This is a genomic window from Mesorhizobium sp. M1143 (genome assembly GCF_040318435.1).
In the GTDB taxonomy this organism is placed as follows: Bacteria; Pseudomonadota; Alphaproteobacteria; order Rhizobiales; family Rhizobiaceae; genus Mesorhizobium.
The window spans coordinates 1-6,681 of record NZ_JAMYMJ010000100.1; the positions used below are offsets into that span (position 1 = coordinate 1).

The following is a 6,681-nucleotide window of genomic DNA, read 5'->3' on the forward strand; positions in this document are numbered from 1 at the left end:
GGCCCAGATAGCTCAGTTGGTAGAGCAGCGGACTGAAAATCCGCGTGTCGGTGGTTCGAATCCGCCTCTGGGCACCATCCGCTCTTCTCCCGACACTCCCTTTCGCCGAAGTTTCTACGCTGGAGTTTCTGCAAGCGACTGGAATTGTTGATCTTTTGCAGTCGCATGACGCAATTAAGCGGGACAGGGAACGCTTCAGGCGCATTTGGTCCAACGAGGCGGGGGGATGGTATTTCCGTTGGTATTCGACATCCTGATGGTATCGAAACAGCCAAGGGAGACCTGACGAATGCCCCTCTCCGACGTGAAATGTCGAAGCGCCCGCCCCGCTTCCAAACTCGTGAAATTATCTGACGGGGGCGGGCTGCAGCTGTGGGTACAGCCTACGGGCTCTCGCCTCTGGCGGCTCGCCTACCGCTTTGAGGGCAAGCAGAAACTGCTCGCGCTGGGCAGCTATCCCCTTATCTCTCTCGCCGAGGCACGGGAGGCGCGCGATAATGCTAAAAGGCTCCTGCTAGCTGGCGTCGACCCTGGAAAGGAACGCAGCTTGCGGAAGGCCGATTCGGCAAAGGACTCCTTTCGCTCAATCGCGGACGAATATGTCGACAAGCTAAAGAAGGAGGGACGTGCCGACCGGACGATCAGCAAGGTCAAATGGCTGCTCGATTTTGCCTATCCGATAATCGGCGACAAGTGCATTCGGGAGATCGATACGGCCACCATCCTTACCGCCCTCCGTCGCGTCGAGGTTCGCGGTCGATACGAGTCGGCCAGGCGACTGCGCTCCACCATCGGCAGCGTGTTTCGATACGCAATCGCGACGGCACGCGCCGAGACAGATCCGACCTTCGCCCTCAGAGGCGCACTCATCAGTCCGACTGTAACGCCTCGCGCCGCGATCACTGATCCGAAGGCCTTGGGCGGTTTGCTGAGGGCAATCTATGCATTTGACGGACAGCCTACAACCCGAGCTGGTCTGAAGCTGATGGCGCTGATGTTTCCCCGCCCCGGCGAGCTTCGCTCCGCTGAATGGGAAGAGTTCGATTTTGAAAGCTCGGTATGGACCATCCCTCCGGCACGCATCAAAATGCGACGGCCGCACCGCATACCCCTATCAAGGCAGGCGATCAGCGTCCTGACTTCACTGAGAGAGATCTCTGGTGGTGGATCGCTGCTGTTTCCTAGTGTTCGATCGGCTTCGCGTCCGATTTCCGATAACACGCTTAACGCCGCGCTGCGCCGTATGGGTTACGGCAAGGAAGAAGCAACCGCGCATGGTTTTCGAGCAACGGCATCAACTCTGCTGAACGAATGCGGCAAGTGGCATCCGGACGCGATAGAGCGGCAGCTGGCCCACATTGAGAACAACGACGTTCGGCGCGCCTACGCCCGGGCAGAGCATTGGGACGAGCGCGTCAAGATGATGCAGTGGTGGGCCGATTATCTGGATGAACTCAAGAGCAAAAACCTGCGGGTGATCTCAATCGAGGGACGCCGCAAGCCTGCTGTCCACACACCAACGCGACCATCCACTTTGAACCCAACAGCGGCCGTTCATCAAACGCCGATACAAATCTCCAACCGCCGGAATCATACTGACCGTCGAAAAACGCCACAACTCAACGCCAAATCGTAGGCCCGCATTTTCAGATTTCCTGGAGAGAAAGTTGGACCGCGTTCGGCGGGAAGCTGCCGTTCTGCAGCCGACCCCATTTCCGACATTCAAGCTGCCGATGGCCGGTTCCGAAACCGGCCATCTACCCGGCCCGGAGCCGGGGCGCTATTAGAGCGAGAATCCCGTGGGCAGTGTGCGGTCCGTCCTTTCGCCGGCATTAGTCCGTGGATCCGCTATCCCCCCCCGACTTTAACCTCCACAACCTTCCTCTCCAGAGATCCGGGACAAGCCCTTGATGCGCGTCGCGATCGCGTCGACGAGGCGACCAACGATCTCATGGATGATCCCCTCCTGGCGAAGCTCTTGGGCGCACTCCGATGCCATGTCGGGCATCACCGCGAGCTGATGGCGGATTGTCCGCACCGTGTACTCGCTGCCAACCTTTGCTGAGGACGCACAGCGCCCCCAGTGGCGCGGCATGATCTCCTCGATGGGATAGACTCTGTCGATCTTCATCGCCAGTTTAAGGTCGCGCATCTCAGATTGGATCTCTCCCCCGAGGTGCGGCAGAATGGAGGAGATGTCGTAGAGCGGAGCTAGGCGGGCCTCGCCCTGGGCACCGAGCAGCATCGAGTAGTTCTTTGCATGCGCGTCCGTGCCGGCGATGATCCAGTTGAAGACGTTCGCGGCCATGAAGATCTGACGGTCTTGGACGGGGTCGAGGGAGGCCGACAGCACCTTTCTGGAGATCGTCGTGATACCTGGCCCACCCTGGTTCTCGTACTTGAGCGTCGGCATCACCGACAGGGCCTGGCACATGTCCTCCTGATGGATGCGGATGGTCTTGCCCTCGATGTTGCGGCGGTCGTAGCGCTCGATAACGATCGCCTTTTCGCCTGCGAAGTCGAGAACCTGGCTATGTGCAGCATCCATGCCGAGCTTGGATGCAAGCTGCAGGCAGAAATGCTCGTTCTCGGTATGCCCGTGCAAGTGCGGCAAAGGCGGCTTGAAGATGTGTGTCGTGGGCGTGTCGCCTAGAGGGATCCCCCAGCGATTGCTGCCCTTATCGAAATAGAACGCCGTCTTTGCCTGCGCACCAGCGAGACTGAACTGACCAGGATCGCCGATTCGCCGGGTCGCTGCACCATCCTTGCGCAGGTCGCGCAGGCGGTCGCCGATCTGCGCCTCGGTGAGCAACTCCACGTTCTCGCCGCGGGAAACCTGATCGTCACGCGGAAGGAACTGGACGGCGCCCGCGCAGTCGCGGCCGACGTTCTTGAGCAGGGCAAACGGGTTTCGGGCGGAGACCTGGAATCTCTGGGCCCATCTGGCGAGGGTCTGCTCATTATCCGGCAGCAGGCCCCAGAGGAATGCCTCGACGACCTTGCCCTCGTATGTCCTGGTGATCGTCGGCATTGACAGGGAGAGCGGGATCGCCACCCGGCCCTCCATCCATGCCTCGTGGTAGGAGAACGAAAGCTTACCGCCCTGCAGGTGGTGGAGCCCCCCAACTGGTCTGCCAGCGATATAGACGCCGAGGGTGTCGATCGGGTTCACCATGATCATCGTCACCTAGAGCTTGTAGGGAATCTCGTCGTCGTCATCGTCGACATGCCGTTCTTCGGCATTATGATGATGATTAGCAGCCGACGTCGGCGCCGGCGGGATCTGAAAGTCCAGCTCCACACCAAGCGTGGTCAGCGCCAGCAGCACGTTGCCGATCTCGGCGCTGGGCTTGCCGTTCTCGATCCACGACACCCACGTCTGCGTGGTGTTGATCATCTTGGCCAAGGCAGCCTGTGACAGGCCGCGCCGGGTGCGGGCCTCCTTGATCAGCATACCAATGTCGCGAGCTGTTCTGATCTTCATGGCGTATACGGTTTCTGTATAATCTAGCTTGATATAGAATCGTATATTACAGGTGTCAATATGCGCTGCTATATCAATTTTCGCTATATATGTTCCCATATGGGCGATCTCCATATACAAACTTATATAACTCATTGCGCCACGCAAACACTATCGGCATGTGCGATCAGACGTTCGACAGGGTACCATCGAGAATGACCGCGCGCTGGTCGAGAACTGGAACGACGTTGTTGGCCGGGACCAGACTGTCAGGTCTTGGTAAGACTTGGCGATGAGCGGTCAGTTCGGCATCCCGCCCGCTTGGTGTCGGACTGCAGGTCTCGCCTCAGCCGGCCCCGCGCCTAGACCCAGGTTTCGTGACCATCTATCCATCAGTTGGGCAGCGGCAGCTGGCCCTGGTTTGACCACGAGGTTGAGCTTGCACCCGGACTGACGACCAGCTCGTCCGCCTTTTCGGCTCTCGAAGGAATCGCCGACATCACTCATATTCGGACGTCCCCCACCCATGTTCTAAATCGGCTTTGGCCATACTTGTGCGCATGCTAAGCGTTGAAGCGCTAACGCTTCTGTTTATGGGACTTCGAAATAGCTTGCGGGAAATCATCGCTAGAATCCTTAACTTGCTTTGCCGCTCGAACGACGCGGTCGATGTACAATCAAAGTTTATCGATCTTGCGCCAACCGAGAAGGCAGACGAGGCAGGAGTATATTCCGATGCGCTCCTGTACGCGACGAGCAATCCCAGAGTTTCGAACATCGCTTTGACCGGGCCTTATGGCTCGGGAAAAAGCAGCATCATCAGGGCCTTCCTAAAAAAATACCGGCATCCAATTCTGCAGATATCGCTCGCCGCGTTCCTTCCTGAGGCAACCGCCTCCGGTGGCGCTGTGAGCAAACAGGAGATCGAGAGAAGCATCCTTCAACAGATGCTCTATGGCGCGGATGCGAACCAGCTGCCGCTCTCGCGATTTAAGCGAATTAGGTCGCCCAGTAGATGGTCGATCTTGCTTTCTCTGTACGTGATCCTTGGCGTCGTGGCCTGTTGGCATCTTTTCCAAAAACGCGATGACGTCATCAATGGCAGCTTCTTCCTGCCTCTTTCGATAAGTAACTGGCCCACTTTTCTGTGGTTTGCCGTGGGAGCATCGTTCCTCTGGCTGACGGTCTACCAATTCTACAAGGTCAGCTTCGGCCTGTCTCTCAAGAGTATTTCTCTAAAAGATATTGAGATCACACCTGTGGCGGTCAGCCAAGAATCGATTCTTAATCGGCATTTGGACGATATTATATACTTCTTTCAGTCAACGAAGTATGTTCTCGTCATTATCGAAGATCTCGACAGGTTCAACAATTCCGAGATATTCATTAGTCTCCGCGAGATAAATAGCCTCGTAAATGCGAATGCTGGCGTGAAGCGGACAATACGCTTCCTTTACGCATTACGCGATGACATGTTCGCCAACACGGACAGAACGAAGTTCTTTGAGTTCATCATCCCCGTCATACCAGTCATCAACAGCTCGAACTCGATCGATAAAGTCCTGGAGCAGGGGAAGCGGCTTTCGCTGGACAGTCGACTTGATCGCCAGTTTCTGCGTGAAGTTTCGCGATATCTGAACGACCTGAGGCTCATACAAAACATTTTCAATGAGTATGCCATCTATGTCGCTAATCTGGAGACTGATGGCGACAATGTGCTGGACGCAAACAAACTCCTAGCGGTTCTGATATATAAGAATGTATTCCCGAGTGACTTTGAGAGCCTTCATCGTGGCAAGGGCAATCTCGCGCAGATCCTTGGCAAGCATGATGAGTTTATCGCTCGCGGTGAGGCAGAATATAAGGCCGCTATTGAGCGCATCGAGCATGAGGCCGACGTTGCCGAACGGCAAATTCCAGCCGATCTGCTCGATCTCCGCCGAATTTATGCGATGGCGTTGTTTGAGAAACTACCTGCTCAGGCGTCCCACATCGGTCAGAATGGACAGACCCAGATTGAGATTAGCACACTCGCGAGAAGTGAAAATTTCGACCAGATCATCAGTAGCCAAACTATTACCTATCGTAATCTCAACGGGTATCACCAGACCATCAACATCTCGAGCTTGCAGTCCGAGGTCGATAGTCTGAGGACGTTTGCGCAGCGCAAGGAAGAGGTTGAGCAGCGGACTGCTGAGGCTAGGAGCTCTACCTCTAGAAGGCGGCGAGCGCTGCGGGAGAAGATCGCCGCTCTGCGCTCCGCTAAATTCAATGAGGTTATTCGACTGAATGTAAAAGAAATGAGCGATCTTTTTGGCGCGTTCGGCGAAAATGGCGAGCTGCCTCGCTTTCTAGTGATGGAAGGCTATATCGACGACACCTACTACCAGTATACATCGCTGTTCCATTCGGGTCGACTGTCGCCCAACGACAACAAATTTCTCATTCAGATACGCGGATTCATAAACCCGGACCCCAACTTCCTGATCGACAATGCGAAGGAAGTCGTGGCGGCGATGCGTGGCGAGGATTTCCGTCAGCACTACGTCCTCAACGTCAAGATCGTCGATTGCCTGCTGGGTGACGACGCCGCGTAGTCGGACCAAGGGGCGAAGATGTTTGAGTATTTGGCTTCTGATTTCGAGGATTGCGGCGCCTTCTTCACTAGTTACTACGCAGCGGGAAAAGAAGTGCCCAAGTTGGTTGCAGGACTGCGAGCCGGGTGGCCAGGCTTCATTCCGGCTGTCCTTGCCAATCCCGGGCATCTCCCCCATGTTGGTCAGATAATCGCGCATTTGCCTGAGCCGGCCCTCAAAGCGCTGCCGGCCGCATATCCCGAGATTTCGCCATTCGTCTCCGAAAAGCTGGCTCAGATTCTCGCGCTCGGGACCAACATCGACCCGTCTCGTCTAAAGCCCCTTGGGATCGAGCTGGAAGACCTCAGAAGTATAGAAGGGTTTCCTGGAATTGCTCGCTTCCTTTTTGAAGAGGGTTCCTACACGCTCTCCGTTGAGAACCTAGAGTTCATTTTCCAAACTGTTCTAGGAGTTGACGATCTCGAGCCCTTGCGCACCCGGAATTACACGACGGTCACCGGAATCGGTAATGCGGTTCTGAGTTTAAGGATCGAGCGCGGCTTCGTTGACTATCTCAAGAACGTACTCCTGCGGCTTGAGGACAATTCGCGCGAGAGCGTGGCCACCATTCTGTCCATTATC

Annotated in this window: 4 protein-coding genes, 1 tRNA gene and 1 pseudogene; 4 read left to right on the forward strand and 2 right to left on the reverse strand. The window is 56.1% G+C overall.

The window, feature by feature from the left end:
- Position 1 precedes the first annotated feature (1 nt).
- Together NKH35_RS30370 and NKH35_RS30375 are read left to right on the forward strand one after the other, a co-directional pair.
- Positions 2-77: transfer RNA gene (locus NKH35_RS30370), tRNA-Phe, on the forward strand.
- Positions 78-289: 212 nt separating this feature from the next.
- Entirely contained in the window at positions 290-1,636 is a 1,347-nt protein-coding gene (locus NKH35_RS30375) for a tyrosine-type recombinase/integrase (RefSeq protein ID WP_352917389.1), read from the forward strand.
- Between the two features lie 228 nt (positions 1,637-1,864).
- Here the strand turns inward: NKH35_RS30375 and NKH35_RS30380 are convergent, their stop codons facing one another.
- The gene (locus NKH35_RS30380; protein ID WP_352917391.1) at positions 1,865-3,175 is read right to left on the reverse strand and encodes a type II toxin-antitoxin system HipA family toxin; all 1,311 of its coding nucleotides are present in this window, start codon (positions 3,173-3,175) and stop codon (positions 1,865-1,867) included.
- Between the two features lie 12 nt (positions 3,176-3,187).
- Positions 3,188-3,484 carry a helix-turn-helix transcriptional regulator gene (locus NKH35_RS30385; protein WP_023707989.1) on the reverse strand — a complete coding sequence of 99 codons (297 nt, stop codon included), beginning with the start codon at positions 3,482-3,484 and terminating at the stop codon, positions 3,188-3,190.
- A gap of 590 nt (positions 3,485-4,074) precedes the next feature.
- On the opposite strand from NKH35_RS30385, the gene NKH35_RS30390 reads away from it, so the two are divergent.
- A complete protein-coding gene (locus tag NKH35_RS30390; RefSeq protein ID WP_352917393.1) occupies positions 4,075-6,060 on the forward strand; it encodes a YobI family P-loop NTPase in 1,986 nt (661 codons plus the stop codon).
- Positions 6,061-6,078: 18 nt separating this feature from the next.
- Positions 6,079-6,681 (forward strand): annotated as a pseudogene (locus NKH35_RS30395) (P-loop NTPase fold protein); the annotation flags it as partial.